The following is an 18,112-nucleotide window of genomic DNA, read 5'->3' as shown; positions in this document are numbered from 1 at the left end:
CCAACGGCGGGAGCGCTTCGCCAAAGGGCGACGAGCTAAATCCAACGGCGGCAGCGTTTCGCCAAAAGGCGACGAGACAAATCCAACGATTAATCGTGAAGAATAAGGGCTGATTGCGAATCGACCATCACATCGCCACCCTCCATTTCTCCGAGGCCCGATTCGTTTACCTCTCCGTTGGCGCAAACGATGGTGTACTTGCCGCGGGGAATTGTGACGGTGCGAAGCTCGGTGCTGCCATTAAGAATAACATAAATATTTTTCCATTTGTCGCCCCCGGCGTTGTCCTTTAATCGGAAGGCAACGAGCGCCTCTTGAACGGGCAGGAATTCGAGATGCTTGCGAACAAGGTCGGCCCGTCCGAGACGGAACGCCGGATGGAGCTTACGGAGCTTGATGAGACCACTATAGTAGCTCAACACCTGTGGATATTCCTTGAGGTTCTGCCAGTTTATTTCATTGATGGAGTCGGGCGAATTGTACGAATTGTGCACGCCTTTTTTGTTGCGCAACATCTCCTCACCGGAGAGCATGAATGGCACGCCCTGCGAGGTAAACACGGCGGTTTGGGCGAGCAGGTCGAGCCGGATGAGCGTTTCCTCGTCGTACTGCGTTTCGGGAATCGACGCCCGCAACCTGTCTACAAGGCACATATCGTCGTGGCAACTCACGTAGGCAATCATCTGCGTGGGCTCGTCGGCCCATGGTTTCTTGGTGTAGTTAACCTTCGAGTAATCTATTTGCGGATGGGCAATCATGCCTGCAATTCCGGCTTTCACGCTTTCTTCCATTCCCGGAAGGCCGGCCAGGAATGCGGGCTTCGTGTCGTCAGAGAAGGGACCGCGGATGGCGTCGCGCAGCTCATCGCTGAAGGCGGCTATTCCGGGTATCTGGGCGGTGTTGGCTTTCATGGCCAGCTTGTCTTCGGGATAGGCGCATTTGCCGGCGCTCCAGCCCTCGCCGTAAACGAATATTCCGGGGTCGATGGCATTGAGTTCGCTGCGAATAAGGTTCATGGTTTCTATGTCGTGTATTCCCATCAGGTCGAAACGGAAGCCGTCGATGTGATACTCTTCTACCCAGTATTTAATCGACTCGAGCATGAACTGGCGCATAAGCGTGCGTTCTGAAGCTGTCTCGTTGCCGCATCCGGAGCCATTGGATGGTTTGCCCGAAGAGGTGTAGCGATAGTATTCTTTCGGGAATGTACGTTGAAAATTGCTGCCGTCGATGTCGAAGGTATGATTGTACACTACATCTAAGATGACGCGAATGCCGGCCTTATGGAGTGCTTGTACCATTTGCTTGAACTCGGTTATGCGGCGTGTGGGCAGGGCGGCGTCGTAACTGTAGCTGCCCTCGGGCACGTTGTAGTTCTGCGGGTCGTAGCCCCAGTTGTATTGGGGCTTATCGGGGCGAAGTTCGTCGATGGAGGCGAAGTCGAACGACGGCAGAATGTGCACGGCATTAATGCCGAGCGCGCGCAGATGGTCTATGGCTTTCTGCTCGGTTAGAGCAAGGTATTTGCCTTTGTGCACGAGGCCAGAGGTTGGCGACATGGAGAAATCGCGGTGGTGCAGCTCGTATATTACTAAGTCGGCCGCGCTTCGGGTGGGCACTCGCTTGTCGGAATCCCATCCGGCGGGGTTGGTTTCGGCAAGGTCGATTATTGCTCCTCTTTTGCCGTTCACGCCTACGGCTTTGGCGAACGTGCCGGGTGTTTCGCCGCGGCCGATGTCGAAGGTGTAGAATTTGCCTTTCAAGTCGCCCTTTACGGTTGTCGTCCACACGTTGGGCGCTGTCTGAGAGAGCTTCACCTTTTTGTAGGCCTTGCCGCCCAGTCCGGCATCGTATAACCGAAGCGTGGGTTTCTCGGGCGCGTTTAGCTTAAAGGTTGTCGACTTGGGCGAATACGAAACCTCGTTGAACGTTTCTTGCGCCATGGCGTTGTGCGCTATGATTAGCGCGAGTGTGGCAGTTGCCATCAGTTGTTTTATGTTCATGTTGCTTGGAATTTGTGTTCTATCGGTCTCTGGCTTCTACGCCTACTGCTTTCACGTTGGGGTCTTCATGTCCTTCGAGTGAGATGGCGAATCCTCCACCAGGAGCCATCTTAAGGTTAAGTACGTCGCCGCGCTTAACTTTTTTCTTGCTGATGGTGTAGGCCTTGGGATTGGTTTTGTAATGTGCCTTTTTGCCATCGGCGTATATTGTGCATGTGTAGATGTATCCTTGAAAGAGGAAATCGAGTTTGATGTTAGATGTGTGCCCATCCTCGTTGCACTTGCCGCCGATGAACCAGTTCATTCCTCCCTTCTCGCGTCGGGCTACGGTTACATATCGAGCGGGCTCGGCTTCGATATAAATCGACTCGCTCCAATCTACGGGCACATCGCGAATGAACTGGAAGGCGTCGGCGTATTTGGCGTAGTTTTCGGGAAGGTCGGCCACCATTTGCAGCGGACTGTACATGGTTACGTAGAGCGCGAGCTGACCGACGAGCGTTGTGTTTACCTGATTCTTGTTGTCGCTCCACGTGTTGAGCTGCGTTTCGAGTATGCCGGGCGTGTAGTCCATCGGGCCGCCTTGCAATCGGGTAAAGGGAAGGATAACGGTGTGGTCGGGACGATTGCCGCCGAAGGCTTCGTACTCGGTTCCGCGCGCGGATTCGTTGCCTATAAGGTTGGGATAGGTGCGGCACAGGCCGGTGGGGCGAACGGTTTCGTGGCCGTTAACCATTATGTGATACTTGGCAGCCTCTTTCACCACGTGCATATAGTGGCGGTTCATTGATTGCGAGTAGTGGTGGTCGCCACGGGGAATGATGTCGCCCACATAACCGGTTTTCACAGCGTTGTAACCCCAGGCTTTCATATATATGAAGGCATTATCGAGGCGCCGCTCGTAGTTGGCTACGCTCGATGATGTTTCGTGGTGCATCATGAGCCGGACGCCTTTTTCCTTGGCGTATTTGAGAAGTCCAAAGAGGTCGAAGTCGGGATAGGGTGTAACGAAGTCGAACACATTCTCTTTCCAATGGCCGAACCAATCTTCCCAGCCGATGTTCCAGCCCTCAACAAGCACTTGGTCGAGCCCGTTAGCGGCTGCAAAGTCTATGTAGCGCTTCACGTTCTCGGTGTTGGCTCCGTGTCGGCCGTTGGGTTTGGCGGTGCGATAACGGGGACGGTCGATGTCTACTGACTGGAAATCGTCGGTGTAGTTCCAGGTGCTTTTGCCGACAATCATTTCCCACCAAACGCCGCAGTATTTAATGGGTTTAATCCACGATACGTTGCTGATTTCACATGGTTCGTTGAGGTTGAGAATGAGGTTCGAGGCGAGTATCTGCCGCGCGTCGTCGCTCACCATTACCGTGCGCCAGGGCGACTTACACGGCGTTTGCATAAAACCCTTCAGGCCCGTTGCGTCGGGTGTGAGCCACGATTCAAACACCATGTTTTTATCATCGAGGTTGAGGTGCATGGTGGCGTAGTCTATGCAGGCGGCCTCGTGGATGTTGATGTAAAGACTGTCGGCCGATTTCATTTGCAGCGATGTTTGCACACCGGTTTCAGAGAATACGCTTACCGACGAGTTGCTCCAATTCACTGCATCGTGGAATCGCGATCGAATCTCGGAGAGCTTCGACTCCTGGGTTTCCTGCTCCTGCGTGTCGTAATCGCCGGGAATCCACCACGCGGTATGGTCGCCAGCCATAGCAAACTGCGTGCGCTCCTCCTTTATAATGAAATAATTGAGATCGGGTTGCTGTGGAAATTCGTAGCGAAAGCCCACGCCGTCGTCATAGACACGGAAGCGGAGAATCATGATACGGTTCGTCTCACGCTGTTTCAGCGTAACTGCCAACTCGTTATAGTGGTTGCGTATCTCATGCGTCTCTCCCCATACAGGTTGCCATGTCTCGTCGAAAGTCGATTTCTTGGTATCTACAAGCTGGAAGCCCTCCATAAGGTCGGTTTCCTCCAACCCCTTACTGGCGTGCTTATCTTTGGCGAGCTCCAATCCTAAATATGACTTTTTCACCACAGGCTGCTGCTTGTAGGACACGCTATAGCAAGGACGTCCTCCGTCGATACTAAACCATAAGAAAACACTTTCATTGGGAGAATATAACATCTTCGTACCCTCATCTACCATCACTTGAGCCATCGAAGTGATAGAGAAGAGCCATGTGAGTGTCAGTAATTTTATTCTGTTCATGTCCGTTTTTGTTTATCCTTAATATATACGAGCAGTGGGACACAATCCTCTGTGTCCCATTACCTATTTGTTTTTATCTTCCAGACTGTGCAATCAAGTCTGTAATATCATAGTTGAAATCATTCCTCTTCATCAAGTCTTCCAGCGATACGTGCATCCGGTATCTCCAATAGTGTTTAGGATTAGCTGGAATATTGATTCGTTCGGCATCCGGTTGGGCGAGGCGAAGGGTTTCGTCGATACTCATCCAATCCTGGATGCTGAGAACGCATAGCATGCTGGGCGAAGAGAGGTGCCTGCTAACAATATCGCGAGCCAACCATCCGGGCAGCGGATGCGGGGCGGGGCCTTCGCGGTGCAACACGTTGTTGAAATAATCTTGCGTGCGGGGCCAATCTTCGTCCCACCAAAGGCGTAGGGTGGGCATATCGTGCGTGGATATGGTGCTTACGCTAGAATACGGATTAGTACCGAGATGACCGAAACGCAGGTGCGGGTCTTTGGGCATGCTCTGAATTTCAAGACTAAGAATACGCAGCTCGTTCATTACCCAAGCCACGCAATCGGGTACCATACCAAGGTCTTCAGCACAAACAAGCATCCGAGTTGCATTAACCAGCTTGGGTAGCTTTTTCATTGCTTCCTGATACCAGAACTGGTTATTGCGGCGATAATAATAATCGTTGTAGAGCTTGTTGAATATGGCCTTGTCGCTGTCGTATAGACTTTCGTATATAAAGTCAAATTGGACGCTGATGCGTGGGTGGAATAGGTTCGGGTCACGATGGTCGCGCACGAAAAGCACGTCACTTACAAGTGAATAGAGTCCGTCGCGAATCCATATATCTTTTTCGGAGAGTTCACCCGTGAAAGCTTCCTCAATCTTGCGTTGTGTACAGTATTCGGAGCGCATTCTATAGCGGTCTCCCCAGGTGTGCTCAAGATATTTTCCTCGTACTTCGTCGGCATGCTCGCGGAATATTCTGTCAACAACCCAGTCGGCAATGAATGGTTCGGTGAACAGCTCCTCCTGCCAATGCAATCCGTAGCCCTCGATTTCTTCGCGACTCATACCGAGCGATGGGGCAAACTGGCCGAGCAAGCCGTGTACCGAGTTTACGGGAATCTCCCAAATGCGGAAGAAGCCCAACACGTGGTCTATTCGATAGGCGTCGAAATATTTGGCCATGTTACGGAATCGGTTAACCCACCAGGTGCAATTATCCTTAATCATCTCATCCCAGTTGTAAGTTGGGAATCCCCAGTTCTGTCCGTTTACAGAAAAATCGTCGGGCGGTGCGCCGGCCTGCCCGTTGAGGTTGAAATATCGCGGTTCACTCCACACATCGCATCCGTAGCGGTTCACTCCAATTGGGATATCACCCTTTAGGATAACTTTCTTAGATTGCGCATAACTATGGGCTGCCTTGAGTTGAGTAGCAAGCACAAACTGCACGTAGTAGTAGTAAGCCACATCCTTATATGCCTTGTTTCGTGGCGACGACAGGGCCTTGCGGTCGGCCTCGTTCCATCGGTTGTGGTCTGGCCATTTGGAGAAGTCGGCCGTTCCGTTCTTGTCGCGCAGATGGCAATACTGCGCATAGGGCACAAGCCAATGTTCGGTTTCTACGAAGAATGTTTTAAACTCCGGGCTCTCTATAGAGGCCTTGCCCTCTTGCTCGAACAGTAGATGGAGATATTCATTCTTCGCATTGTTCACCTGCTCGTAGTCTATTTGCGGTAACACATTAAGTTCTTTACGCAGCTTTTCAAAAGCGTCGCGCTGCTTCTTATCGTTAAGTTTGGGCAACGCACTAAGGTCTACATATTGCGGATGCAGGGCAAAAATGGAGATGCAGCTGTAAGGATATGAATCCGTCCAGGTGTGTGTTGTGGTAGTGTCGTTAATTGGGAGAATTTGCAACAGACGCTGCTTAGTGAGACTCACCCAATCGATCATTTTACGGAGGTCACCGAAATCACCGATTCCGAAGCTACTCTCCGAACGCAACGAGAACACCGGAACGAGTGAACCTGCAATGCGCACGGGTGGAATGGGAAAGAAGGCCTCGTCAAGTTCATAGACAACCACATCGCCTTCGTCCATTTGTGGAAGTTCCACGATACGATTATCGCTATATTCCCAAACAGGAGAAGCGCTATTCTCGTCATTTTTTATAAAGAACTTCAGTTCCACTCGGTTATTTGTCAGTTGAGCAGCATCCAGATCTATAGACCATTCATTCGTGCCATAATGTTTCATTGGTAGACCTTTCTCGGGGTTCCATGCTCCGAGCATAGTCTCAGTACCAAGAACAAAAAGTCTCTTACTACTTCCGAGTTGCGGAGCGCGCACCTTTATGCAAACGCCTTTCCGGAAACTGTTCGGCGATGGCTTGTCGAGCGAGCGTCCTGTGATACAATCTGTCACGGCCGAGCTGTAGAGGTAGGCATCCCTGGGGATGTCGTTCCAATGATCGAAGACGCGATAGGTTTGCGCTCGTTCGGCATTGAACACCACATGATGAACAACGGTTTCCCATTCGCGCCGTTCCTCTTCGTCGCCTCGCCAAATACTGTAGAAATAGTTGAGCTGTATTCCTGGAAGGACTTCGCGATTGATTTCAACTTGCCAATGATAGCCATCAGCTGTATGCATTCTGTATGCCGAGTACTTATGCTCTCCGCCATTCAAACCGGTTACGATGTTCAGGAGTAAGTCCTGTCCATAGTAAGTTTGATAGTTTATATTGAATTGTAATTTCATTGTCTTTTACTATTTGTTTATTTCTGCTTTGTATCTTTTATTATGCTCACGGCGATTGCTCCGACAATGAGCGATATGCCAGCCACAATCATCATGTGGTATTGAACGGAGCCAACAAATACGAGAATCACTCCTCCTACAGATGCAGCGATGATTTGCGGTATACATATCGTGCCGTTAAACAAACCTAAATATGCGCCCATGTGTCCGTAACCTTCGAGAGCATTAGTTACGAAAGTAAACGGCATAGCCAGCATTGCAGCCCACGCACAACCAATGAGTATGAACGGAACGAACATCAAGTATTGGTCGTGAACAAAGGCTGCCATAACGAATCCGATTCCGCCCAAAATAAGCGAAAGACTATAGGCTAGCTTCCTGCTCTTGAACTGTGGTAGAACCATTGCCCAAATCACCGACCCGATGGCCTGGATGGCGAACAAGATTCCAACCCAGTTACCAGCCTCCTGATAGGCTGCTGTGGATGTTGCATTAGGATCGAGCATATCGACATTCCAACAGTTAGCAGCCACGGTCCCGTTGGTGTAGGTCCACATATACATGAATGCAAACCAACAGAAGAATTGTACCAATCCAACCTTCCAGAATGTCGAAGGCGCATTACGCAGAAGTTTTATCCAATTGGCTTTTGACTCATTGGCGGTTTCCTTCAGATTATGATATTCGGCATATTCCTTCGGCGGCATCTCCTTCACCTTGGCAGTTGTATATAACACGCAAAGAATAAGTATAGCCGCACCTATATAGAAGGAATATATCACCGAATCGGGCACAACCCCCGATGGTGCTTCGTTGGCTATACCTAGAAATGTGAAGAAAAACGGAAAGAAATAGCCCACCAGCGACCCGGCATTACACAAGAAGCTCTGGATAGAATAGGCCAAACCTTTTTGCTTTTCGTTTACTTCATCGCCCACGAGCATCTTGAACGGCTGCATAGCCATGTTTATGCTTGTGTCGAGAAACATGAGTGAAACGAGTCCAAACACCATAGCCGTAGATGTCACCATACCGAACGATCCGGAGTTTGGAAGCAAACACATCACAAGTACAGCCACGGTTGCACCTATGAAGAGATAGGGAATTCGCCTTCCGAAACGCGTCCATGTTTTATCGGATAGGGTTCCAACTACCGGCTGAACAAGAATTCCCATCAGGGGGGGGAGAATCCAGAAGTAGCTCAAATTATGCGGATCAGCACCAAGAGTGGCGAAGATGCGCGAGATATTAGCGCTTTGTAAGGCATACGCAATTTGCACACCAAAGAATCCGAAGCTTAGATTCCAAAGCTGCCAGAAACTTTTATCAGGTCTTTCTTTCATTTGTATAGTTGTTTTGTTTGTTATCCTGGATATTGTGTCTATCGGGTGGTTCCTCTAATGATGAGCCTTGTGCGCACCACTCGTTTCTCGACTTTGTCGATGGGAATTGTTCCCTCCACCTTTTCTATTAGTATGTTAGCGGCTTCCTCACCCACTCTTGTTCCGAGTTGTTCAACGGTGGTGAGCATAGGATCACACGAAACGGCTCGTTCGCCATTAGTGAATCCGCATATCGAGATATCTTCGGGAACTCTGAATCCCATTCGTTTGCACGAGTATAATATTCCGATTGCGGTTTCGTCGTTAACGGCGAAGAAGGCATCGGGCGGGTTGGACATGTTCATCAGGTCGGGTGTGATGAGTTCGGCGTCGGCTCTGTTGTCGCAAATGAACGTCAGATCGTCATCCGGTTTTAGTCCGTGTTTGAGAAGGGCATCTTTATATCCGTTATATCTATTCTTGCCGATTTCAAGATTCATTGGCATTCCGAAGTAGGCTATACGTTTACATCCTGTGCCAACAAGGTGCGACACGGCCGTGAAAGTGCCCATATAGTCGTCAACCACTACTCGACTTGCATTGACTCCAGTGCTTATGCGATCATAGAAAACCAGCGGCAGCCCATAGTCCATCAGCCTTTGGAAATGGTCGTGCTTGATTGAGTTCTTTGCTTGCGAAACGATTATACCACAAACCTTGTTTTCGTGAAACGACTTGCAGATTTTCACCTCACGTTCATATTTCTCGTTGCTTTGTGCAATCATCAAACTATATCCACGGGCCGATGCTTCTTCTTCTATGCCGGCCAGAATAGATGAGAAATAGAAATGGGTGAATTCGGGAACAATAACTCCTATGATTTTAGGTGGCTGAATTTTACTTCTGCGCAAAGTTTTTGCAATCATGTTGGGCAAGAATTTGTGTTCGCGAGCATATTTCTTTATTTCCTCGCGTTTCTCGGCCGATATACGCGGACTATCTTTCAATGCCCTCGACACCGTTGCTATCGAAACTCCAAGCTCACGAGCAATATCTTTCATTGTCAAGTTGGGGGTCTCATTCATAAGCTCTGCTCATTGTTGTTGATACACATTATTACAAGTGTCGCAAAAATACAGAATTTAACCGGTGACATTGACCTACGTCAATCTTTTTAGGCCGGCTTAATAGGTGCAAACGTTTGCACCTATTAAATAGCACTTTTACTCTCAAAAAAGTATTAAACCTTTAATGCGCGTCTATCTTTGCGGAAGATTGAACGGAGAATTGATATTAATCAATAGATGATTTAAGTTTCCGGTTAGTGATTCGACCACCGAATCTCAAGTAAGAAGGACTATTGAATGTGTAATTCTGTTATGACAAAGGATAACCCAGGATCTTTAATTATACAAAAGTGCAATAAGGTTGGAACACCCAACTATGTTTTGCATGCCGTTGAGGCGTTCACAAGTGCATCCAAAAATCTTGAACGCAGTTTTGTAAACAGTATAAATGCAATCAAAGACCTAGAATGCTGTTTTGTAAATTGCACCGGTCCAAACAACCTCTTTCACTCTCCTCCTTGCTTGATTATATAATGCTCCCTAAAAGGAGAAGATCATAAAGTAAATTCTATAATAACTTTAATCAACGATAACAATTTTAATAACAGAAATGATGAAGCAGGTAAAAAGCAAGTTTTCCGGCAGAATTCTAATCCTATTCCTAGGCATGATTCTGTCGATTGGAGCCTTTGCACAATCAAATGTCAAAGGTCAGGTGAAAGATGCTTCTGGCGAACCCATTATCGGCGCATCCGTATTAGTTAACGGAACGTCGAACGGCACGATGACCGACCTTGACGGTAATTTCGTTGTCAACGTTCGACCGGGAACAATGTTAACAATTTCCTACATCGGATATCTCAGGCAACAAGTTGCAGCCGTCGACGGTATGGTGGTTATTCTCAAAGAAGACCAGGCACAACAAATGAATGAAGTGGTGGTCATCGGTTACGGTGTAGCCAAAAAGAGCGACCTCACAGGTTCGGTTCTAGCAATGAAACCCGATGCAAAAAACAAAGGCGTCGTAGTAAATGCACAGGACATGATGCAAGGTAAAATGGCCGGTGTGAACATAGTGTCGAAAGACGGAACACCAGGAGGAGGAGCAACCATCCGAATACGCGGAGGCTCATCGCTTAACGCATCGAACGACCCATTAATCGTGATAGATGGTGTTGCAATCGACAACAATGGCGTGAAAGGATTGTCGAACCTACTCTCAATTGTGAATCCGCAGGACATCGAGAGTTTCAACATCCTCAAAGACGCATCCGCAACAGCCATCTATGGTTCACGCGGATCGAACGGAGTAATCATCATAACCACAAAGAAAGGTCGTAAAGGACTCCAAATTTCCTATAACGGAAGTACAACCATCAGCACAAAGAAAAAACTCATTGATGTGCTTTCAGCCGACCAATATCGCGAGTTCATAACAAAGCTCTATGGCGTAGGAAGCGATGCCTATAAAGCACTCGGAACGGCTAACACCAACTGGCAAGAAGAGATTTACAGAACAGCAGTGAGTCATGATCATAACCTAACCATTGGCGGACAAGTGGGCGACTGGCTGCCCTATAGAATAAGTGGAGGCTATACAGGTCAGCAGGGTATACTGAAGACCTCGAGTTTCGACCGATTCACAACTGCACTCAACTTGAGTCCGTCGCTACTCAACAAGCACCTCAACATCAACCTTAATCTCAAAGGTCTCTACGCTAAGAGCCGATATGCCGATGCAGCCGCCGTAGGTGCAGCTGTATATATGGACCCAACACAGAGCGTTTACGACAACACATCGCCCAATGCATTCGGAGGATATTTCCAGTGGAAAACATCCAGCAATTACAACAATCCGACATGGGGTCCATATGAATTCAACAATATCGCAACCCGCAATCCAGTGTCTATTCTAGACCTCAAGAACGATATTGCACACAGTCGTGAGTTCATCGGTAGTGCCGACCTCGACTATCAGGTTCACGGATTCGAAGACCTTCGTCTGCACGCAACCCTAGGTTCCGACATAGCTTTCGGTCAGCAAGACACCCAAATATCGCCCTATTCGCCACAGGCTGTGTACTATGGCAGCTACGGATGGGAAACTATCCTAAAACGTAATTTCCAGTTCAGCTCCTACGCACAATATTTTCACGACTTCAAAGACCGCAATAAGAATCACTTCGACATTATGGCCGGATATGAGTGGCAACACTACTGGCGCACACAGAAGAACTCCTATTGGGGCATTTATCCAGACGGCGACCCTACACTTGATTCGAACGGACAATCAATGGTTGGCCAACTACGCAATGTAACAAACTATAGATATGCAACCGAGAATTATCTTGTTTCGTTTTTCGGCCGTGCAAACTGGTCAATGAAAGACGGTCGATATCTTCTCACCGCAACTGTACGAAACGATGGCTCATCGCGCTTCCGCGAACACTGGGCACTATTCCCGTCACTAGCTTTCGGATGGCGATTAAAAGATGAGAAGATGCTGAGCAAAGTAGACTGGTTATCTGATTTGAAACTCCGTCTCGGATGGGGTAAAACCGGTCAGCAAGATGGAATCGGCGACTACAACTATTTCGCCATCTACAAGAACTCACGAGGTATCGGCTCCTACTATCCGCTCACAGGCGACGGTTCTGTGGTCCGCCCTGTGGCCTACGATCCCAACCTCAAATGGGAAACAACAACAACAACCAACATCGGCCTCGACTGGGGAATAATACGCCAACGACTTACCGGTAGCTTCGATTGGTACTATCGCAAAACAACCGATCTGCTGAACACCGCCTACGTTCCGGCCGGCTCGAACTTCGCAAACAAAGTGACAAGCAATATCGGCTCGATGAAAAACATCGGTTTCGAAGCCCAGATTCACTGGCTTGCCGTAAGTGCAAAGGATTGGAACTGGACTCTAGACTACAACTTTACATATAATCACAATGAAATAACCGATCTCAGCGGCGGAAGTGACCCAGATTACTATGTTCCAACAGGTGACGGAGCCGGAGGAGGAACCGGAAATAAAGTACAAGCTCACACCGTTGGACACGCCGCCAGCTCGTTCTACGTTTACCAGCAAGTATACGACGCTAACGGCCGACCAATTGACGGTGCAGTTGTCGACCGCAACGGCGACGGACAAATAACACCGGCCGATAAATACTTCTACAAGAGCCCCGCAGCCCCTGTTCGTATGGGGTTAGCATCCCGCGTCGAATATAAAAATTGGGACTTTGGTGCATCTTTACGTGCCAGCTTCGGTAACTATGTATACAACAATGTTGAAGCAGGCATGAGCAACGTTAGTCGTGCTGCCGTATGGCTCTCGTCTGGTTTTATGTCTAACCGCACCCCACTAGCAATTGCCGACAACTGGCAAACCGATGAATTGCCTGCCAAGCTCTCAGACCGCTGGGTGCACAACGCCAGCTATCTCAAGTGCGATAACATCACACTCGGCTATAGCTTCTCCGACCTGTTCAGATGCAGTTCATGGAACGGAATCAGCGGACGCATCTACGGAACTGCATCCAACATATTCACAATAACAAAGTATAAGGGACTCGACCCCGAGGTAGAGAACGGAATTGATAATAACGCCTTCCCACGTGCCTTCTCATTCATTCTGGGATTGAGCTTGAACTTCTAACATCGAAAGGAAACAAGGATATGAATAAGATAAGAAAATCCATATTTGCCATTGCGGCAACCGTGCTCACAATGGGAATGTCGTCGTGCGTGGGCGATTTGGACGTCACTCCGATCGACCCAAACATGAACGACGCTTCCAAAATCAAACCAGAGCAATTGTTCAACAAATGTTATGCTTTCATGGCATTTGCCGGAAATGAAAATGGAGACAGTGACCCTGATATCTCCGATATAGACGGCGGAACACAAGGATTCCTCCGACAGATATTCAACGCAAACGAGCTCACAACCGATGAAGCTATCTGCGGATGGGGCGACGAAGGAATAGCGCCTTTCATATACAACTCCTACGATGCATCGCACCCGATGCTCAACGGACTCTACTATCGTCTCTATTTCGGCGTAACTTGTTGCAACCAATACCTACAGGAATTCGGAAACTACGACGCAACAATGACAGCAGAAGTTCGATTCGTTCGTGCTCTGACCTATTATGAACTAATGGACATCTGGGGGAACGTTCCTTTCAGAACAGAGATTACATCTGGCAGTCCGCAGCAAATTAAGCGCGCCGACCTTTGGAAATGGCTCGAGAAAGAACTCCTCGAAATAGAACCCCTCATGAGCGCACCCGAAGCCAAGACATCAACCAACAAGAACTACGGACGCGCCGATAAGGCTGCCGTATGGATGCTCCTGGCTCGTCTCTACCTCAACTCGCAGGTATACACCGGCACTCCGCACTATACCGAGGCCGCAACCTATGCTAAGAAAGTCATCGACTCGCCCTATAGGCTCTACACAACCCCCACCGGTAATTATCCCGCCTATCAGAAACTCTTTATGGGCGACAATGGTGAAAGCGGAGCATCTGTCGAAGCCATTCTGCCAATCCTTCAGGGAACATCCTCGCAATATAAAACCGGAACCTTCACATGGTCGTTCGGTTGCACGCTTTATTTAATAGCCGCAACAAGTGGCGACAAGATGTTCAACGACCCCAACAACCCATCAGCCATCAACGGTACAAACGGTCACTGGGCCGGAGTCAGAGCACGCTCACAACTCCTTGCAAAATTCTTCCCGAACAACGATGCACCAAACGTCCGGGCATACAACATGATTTCTGCAGCCGGCGACGACCGTGCTCTATTCGATGGGGTTGACCGTACACTCAAAATCATTACCAAGGATGATGTAGCCGACTTCAATAAAGGATTCGGTGTTTACAAGTTCACTAACATAAAGAGCGACGGAACCGGCGGAAGCCACGACGCATACCCCGACACCGACTTCTTCCTACTGCGCGCCGCTGAGGCCTATCTCATCTATGCCGAAGCAACAGCACGTACTAACGGAGGCTCAACAACAACCGAAGGTACGGCCTACATCAATCAACTACGCACACGAGCACACGCTGCGACGTATAGAGGCTATTCGCTAAACGACATCTGCGACGAGTGGAGCCGCGAGTTCTTCTTCGAAGGATTACGTCGTCCAACACTCATCAGATTTGGCAAGTTCGGCGGAGCATCAGACTATGTTTGGGATTGGAAAGGCGGAATAGCCAATGGCCGCAACTTCGACGCCTATAGGAACCTGTTCGCCCTCCCAACTTCCGACATGAACGTGAACAAAAACCTCGTTCAAAACGCCGGCTACGCTAACTAAAAGAGAGAACATACAAAAGGCGGTAGAACACCCCCTCCCGCCGAATCAAAACAATTCAAGAAACAGAAAACATCATGAACAAAATAAATGTCCTTGCCGGATTAATGATTGGCTTCACAGCACTCTTCGCTACCTCGTGCAGCGACGACCTGGACCACAATCCAACGCTGAAGAAACCAACAACATTCGTGCTCAACACACCCGGCTACTCGTCAACCACAGTTAATCTCGCAGTGACCGACAGCTTAGGACTCTCATGGTCGCAACCCGATTACGGATTCCCAGCTGCAGCACACTATGAGATGCAAGTTTCAACCGCCGACAACTGGACTATCTCAGAAGCCAAAGCTGCGACCGACGAATCAGGAGCAACTAAACCTACTTTCGTCAGCGTGGGAATGATTTCAACTACATGTAAGGCTAAAATGGCAGCAGGCGACCTGGCAAAAGGCCTACAGAAGATTGAAAGATGGGCACAAAACGCAGTACCCTCAATACAGAAAGTATATGCTCGAGTTGCAGCCATCTATTCGGGTGACACAATATACTCTAACGCTGTAAACTTCGATGTCGTTCCATATTATGTCGAACTCCGCGACGCAGCTCCAATCAACTGGTATCTTGTTGGAAGTTGCATCGGCGACGGCTCATGGGGCAACTCGGAAGCCAATGTCGGCGTGTCACTAGTCTCACTTTACATGATTGAAGGCGAAACCTACGACAAAGTAACCGGCGAAGGCAAAATATCCTACACCGACTACTTCCCGGCAGGCGGACAATTCAAGCTTATTCTCACTCCTGGTTCGTGGGACACCCAAATAGCCTATAACGACTTCACCGACATCGCATCCAACTCCGCATTCGCAACCAATTCCGACGGTAACGTAGTTGTAAACACAGCAGGATTCTACACAATCACCGTAGACACCAAAACCAGAAAGGCAAAAATCGAAGCCTACACCGGGACTCCAACCGTCTACGCTAACATTTTCTTAGCTGGCGACTACAACTCATGGAATACCGCTGCCGACCCAATGACAGCAATCTCAACCTATGCCGGAGCACAAAATCACAACTGGAAGAAGAACGTTACCTTCCCAGCCGACGGAGGATTCAAATTCACCGATGCCTCAACATGGTGGGGAGCAAAATCTTTCCCATACGGAACCGCAAACACAACAGCCGGAAACGGAGCATGTAAAGCCGGTAAATACGATGTATTCTTCAACGACATAACCGGACAATTCTGCTTCGTCGCAAAAGAATAATCAAACGAAAAGCCGAGCGGAAATCATCCCCTATTTCCGCCGGCCTTTCCACAACAACAGCAAAACAACAACAACATGAAAAAGATATTTATGATTCTCAGCGCAAGCCTGCTGCTTGTAAGCTGCGGAAGCGAAAACTATAAAGACTGGGTAACACCCCAACACAACGGCGAAGAAAAAAATATCAGCGCAAACTTCACCGCAGAAGCCGCACCGGCAATCGACTTCAACACTGTCACCACCGACTCAGTGCAACTTTTCGTGCCGACAACAACTACAACCGACACAATAGTGTCGCAAAAACTAACGGCACAACTGGCAAACGGAACAGCAACACGCACAATCGATGCCGACAAACAAGGACGAGTGAAAGCCGACGAACTGAAGGCAGCAATAGAATCGCTCTACGGAAAATCGGGCGAAACACGCCAAGTACCCGTAAAAGTAACCAACGCATACAAACTAGGAAACGGGCTCGGCTATAGCCAAAACGCCGAATTCACAGCACAGATAACACTCGTAGCACCCGCCTTCGCGACCATGTTCTATGAAGTAGGAGCAGAATCCGGATGGAATACACCACACCCACTCTACGGACCAGAAGGCGACGGCAAATACGAAGGATGGTACTATCTAAACGGAGAATTCAAATTCCGACCCAACGCCGACAACTGGGATAACGCATACGGATACGACGGCCCAGGAAAAATATCTGCCGACCAAGGCGCAAACTGCCCAGCACCAGCCTCAGCCGGATTATACAGAATCAACCTCAACCTAGCCGACGGAACATACAGCCTCACGGCAATAAACACCCTCAGCCTGATAGGAACCATACAAGGAAACTGGGATACCGACCTCGACCTGACATACAACAGCGCCGATAACACATGGAATTACACCGGCGCCCTGAACGCAGGCGAGTTCAAGATTCGAGCCAACCACGCATGGGATATCGCATGGGGCGGTCGCAGTAGCGGAACCGATTACACCGATATAACCTACAAAGACGGTAAAAACCTCACCATAGCCGCGGCCGGAAACTACACCATCCGCTTCCACCTCAGCTACGAAACAAACAACAAGGTAGAAATCATCAAGAATTAAATCCGCCCCAAACCCCGCTATGATTTCCGATAAATCAAGGAATTACAGAACGTAATGAACACCTGTTTTTTCATGTCTATGCGGTAAAGGCCGCAAACGACTCCCGGTAAGAACCTCCCTCTCACAAAGCGTTCTTACCGGTTTTATTTTTCCACCTCTCCCTAATTCCAAACCCCTTTTCAATAGACAATTCACAAAATAAACTCATTTTATTACCGTTTTATAATTTATTTCTATAGCCACACAACTATTTTGCGAGAGATAAAATTTTTCTCTACAGCCGCACAACTGTTTTGCGAGAAATAAAACTTTTCTCTATAGCTGCACAACTGTTTTGCGAGAAATAAAATTTTTCTCTATAGCCGCACAACTGTTTTACGAGAAATAAAACTTTTCTCTACAGCCGCATAACTGTTTTGCCAGAGAGAAAACTTTTCTCTATAGTCGCACAACTGTTTTGCCAGATAAAAAATTTAAATATAAAATAAACCACATATTATTCTCCTTTTTATATTTAAATCTCAAAATACACGCATGCAATTCTCATATAATTCTATCGTACACCAATTTGAGAGAATAAAAGGTCGCCCCAAACTGCCATATCGAGACCTCTGCAAAACCTACCATCCTCTCAACTCTCACCCATACACTCTTAGAAGAATAAATATTTTTGATCAAAAGATACCGTTGGAGGTTATTTTTGAGTAGATAACAATCTTTTATCAGTGTTTTTTCATATTATCTGATAGAATTTGACACAATAATCCCAGGTGTTCGGTATAAGTTGTAGGCAATGGATTCCATAATATGCTGCGCATGTGTTTTTGAAAGTCCAACATATCTTGCTATTCCTGCACCAAACCATCTATGCATAGAACCAAAGGTACGTTCTACTTTGTAGCGTGTCTTACTTATCGCAACGTTGATACGCTGCTGCCTTTTGGTAATTTCATGTCCTCTTGTTCTCTTATGCATGATACGACTTTTGAGTTTCATACGTTTGTAGGGTTTCTTTGTTCT

The 18,112-nt window shown here is 48.2% G+C and carries 10 protein-coding genes; 4 read left to right on the top strand and 6 right to left on the bottom strand.

The annotated features are described in order from the left end of the window. Positions 1-89 precede the first annotated feature (89 nt). The 5 genes from pulA to HMPREF9140_RS01010 all read right to left on the bottom strand — a co-directional run bounded on the left by pulA (position 90) and on the right by HMPREF9140_RS01010 (position 9,395). Positions 90-2,003, bottom strand: coding sequence for a type I pullulanase (gene pulA / locus HMPREF9140_RS01030; RefSeq protein WP_006951140.1), 1,914 nt, complete (start codon positions 2,001-2,003; stop codon positions 90-92). Positions 2,004-2,022: 19 nt separating this feature from the next. Beyond that, positions 2,023-4,221, bottom strand: coding sequence for a glycoside hydrolase family 97 protein (locus tag HMPREF9140_RS01025; protein ID WP_006951139.1), 2,199 nt, complete (start codon positions 4,219-4,221; stop codon positions 2,023-2,025). A gap of 73 nt (positions 4,222-4,294) precedes the next feature. After that, a complete protein-coding gene (locus HMPREF9140_RS01020; protein WP_006951138.1) occupies positions 4,295-6,988 on the bottom strand; it encodes a 4-alpha-glucanotransferase in 2,694 nt (897 codons plus the stop codon). Positions 6,989-7,005: 17 nt separating this feature from the next. Beyond that, a complete protein-coding gene (locus HMPREF9140_RS01015) occupies positions 7,006-8,331 on the bottom strand; it encodes an SLC45 family MFS transporter (RefSeq protein WP_006951137.1) in 1,326 nt (441 codons plus the stop codon). Between the two features lie 38 nt (positions 8,332-8,369). After that, entirely contained in the window at positions 8,370-9,395 is a 1,026-nt protein-coding gene (locus HMPREF9140_RS01010; protein ID WP_006951136.1) for a LacI family DNA-binding transcriptional regulator, read from the bottom strand. Positions 9,396-9,990: 595 nt separating this feature from the next. Between HMPREF9140_RS01010 and HMPREF9140_RS01005 the strand changes: the two genes are divergently transcribed. From HMPREF9140_RS01005 to HMPREF9140_RS00990, 4 genes are all read left to right on the top strand, one after another. Next, the gene (locus tag HMPREF9140_RS01005) at positions 9,991-13,044 is read left to right on the top strand and encodes a SusC/RagA family TonB-linked outer membrane protein (RefSeq protein WP_025073379.1); all 3,054 of its coding nucleotides are present in this window, start codon (positions 9,991-9,993) and stop codon (positions 13,042-13,044) included. 20 nt (positions 13,045-13,064) lie between these two features. Beyond that, entirely contained in the window at positions 13,065-14,717 is a 1,653-nt protein-coding gene (locus HMPREF9140_RS01000) for a RagB/SusD family nutrient uptake outer membrane protein (protein ID WP_006951133.1), read from the top strand. 74 nt (positions 14,718-14,791) lie between these two features. Continuing rightward, the gene (locus HMPREF9140_RS00995) at positions 14,792-15,985 is read left to right on the top strand and encodes a SusF/SusE family outer membrane protein (protein WP_006951132.1); all 1,194 of its coding nucleotides are present in this window, start codon (positions 14,792-14,794) and stop codon (positions 15,983-15,985) included. Between the two features lie 75 nt (positions 15,986-16,060). Further along, positions 16,061-17,092, top strand: a complete 1,032-nt coding sequence (locus HMPREF9140_RS00990; protein WP_018572069.1) for a SusF/SusE family outer membrane protein — start codon at positions 16,061-16,063, stop codon at positions 17,090-17,092. A gap of 738 nt (positions 17,093-17,830) precedes the next feature. Here the strand turns inward: HMPREF9140_RS00990 and HMPREF9140_RS10095 are convergent. After that, a partial coding sequence (locus HMPREF9140_RS10095; RefSeq protein WP_006951129.1) for an IS5/IS1182 family transposase occupies positions 17,831-18,112 on the bottom strand: 282 nt, incomplete at its 5' end.

The sequence above is a fragment of the Prevotella micans F0438 genome, assembly GCF_000243035.1.
Lineage (GTDB): Bacteria > Bacteroidota > Bacteroidia > Bacteroidales > Bacteroidaceae > Prevotella > Prevotella micans.
This window is presented reverse-complemented; position numbering and strand designations above follow the sequence as displayed.